Genomic DNA, 1892 nt, shown 5'->3' with positions numbered 1-1892 from the left:
ATTAAAGGAGCAAGTCCTCCTGTAGATATAACTTTAGGATTCACTTTAGAAACTTTTTTCATCCTATTTACAATGCCCTCCACTTGCCCAACGTATCCAAATACGATACCAGATTGCATGGCGGAAACTGTATTTTTGCCGATTACATGCTCTGGAGTTGTAAGTTCAATTCTAGGAAGCTTACTAGCCTTTTCAAATAATGCTTCTGTTGAAATACCGATTCCCGGAGCTATAGCACCACCCAAGTACTCACCTTTTTCATTTACATAACAGTAAGTGGTTGCAGTACCAAAGTCCACAATAATTAAAGGTGCTCCATATTCATGAATAGCTGCTACTGCATTAACAATACGATCGGCACCGACTTCACGAGGATTTTCATATTTTATATTCAATCCCGTCTTTACACCGGGACCTACAACTAAGGGTTTTATACCAAAATACTTCTTACACATAGCTTCTAAGGAGAACATAATTGGCGGCACTACTGAGGAAATGATAATACCTTCTATTTGTTCGAAAGTTATATTAACATGAGAAAAGAGTGCTTTGACCTGCATCCCGAACTCATCCTCTGTTTTACGACGGTCCGTCTCCATTCTCCAGTGATGAATCAGCTGATCATTATGGTAAATTCCTAGTACAATATTTGTATTTCCTGTATCAAGCACAAGTATCATGAAGATTTTCCTCACTTTTACGTAGATTTCCAACACATCATACCATATTTCCCGAGAAATAAAAAAGCTGAGTGACTCGCCTAAAGACGAAAATCACTCAGCTATATATTTTATTTATCAGTTGGACGCTTTTCTTGAATTGGATCTGAAGTACTATCTGTACGTTCTTCTAGAATAGGACCTGTCTCATGAGACGTGCCCTTTTCTGATGGTAAATCACCGATTGTCGGATCAGAAGAAGCTCCTGTAGCATCGGAATCCTTTTCCTTACTCAAATCAACCTTTTGATCGTTTTGATCGTATTCACGAACTGGTAGTGTTCCATGCTCTTGTAAATGTAAAATTTGAGCAGCATCTAACGTTTCAACATCTAATAACGTATTTGCGATTAAATCTAACAAATCGCGTTTCTCTGTTAAGATCTGTTTAGTTCGTTCGTATTGCTCTTTGATCATTGTTTGCATCTCATGATCAATTTCATATGCAATCTTATCGGAATAATTTTGCTCTGAGTTAAAGTCACGACCTAGGAAGACATTTCCTCCTTGAGTTTGACCAAATTGCATTGGTCCTAGCTTGTCACTCATACCATATTCCTTAACCATTTTTCTAACGATACCAGTAGCACGTTGGAAGTCATTATGAGCTCCTGTAGAAACTTCTCCAAAGACGATATCCTCTGCAACACGACCACCAAGTAATCCTGAAACTTTATCCAGAAGCTCTGGTTTAGTCATGAAGTAACGATCTTCTTTTGGAAGCATTACCGCATATCCACCAGCTTGGCCACGAGGTACAATAGTTACTTTATGAACGACTTCTGCGTCATCTAGTGTTAAACCTACTACTACGTGTCCAGCCTCATGGAAGGCAACAATTTTACGTTCTTTCGGAGATATTACTTTCCCAGATTTAGCTGGTCCAGCAATAACTCGGTCTGTTGCTTCATCAATGTCTGACATATCAATTTTTGTTTTGTTTCTTCTAGCAGCTACCAGGGCAGCTTCATTTAGAAGATTTTCTAAATCCGCTCCAGAGAATCCTGGTGTACGTTGCGCAATTGCTTTTAAGTCGACCGTATCATCTAAAGGTTTGTTGCGTGCATGTACTTGAAGTACTGCTTCGCGACCTTTAACATCTGGGCGACCTACTGTAATTTGACGGTCAAAACGTCCAGGACGAAGTAGAGCTGGGTCTAAAATATCCGGTCTG

Annotated in this window: 2 protein-coding genes; both read right to left on the bottom strand. The window is 39.4% G+C overall.

All coding sequences use genetic code 11. The features are described 5' to 3' along the window. Nucleotides 1–680, bottom strand: a 680-nt coding sequence (locus AC52RT_RS05670) for a type III pantothenate kinase (RefSeq protein ID WP_495539842.1), incomplete at its 3' end; no start/stop codon positions are given. A gap of 110 nt (nucleotides 681–790) precedes the next feature. Next, on the bottom strand, nucleotides 791–1892 hold a 1102-nt coding region (locus tag AC52RT_RS05665), incomplete at its 5' end, for an ATP-dependent metallopeptidase FtsH/Yme1/Tma family protein (protein ID WP_495539841.1).

This window comes from Peribacillus sp., from assembly GCF_059453735.1.
This window is presented reverse-complemented; position numbering and strand designations above follow the sequence as displayed.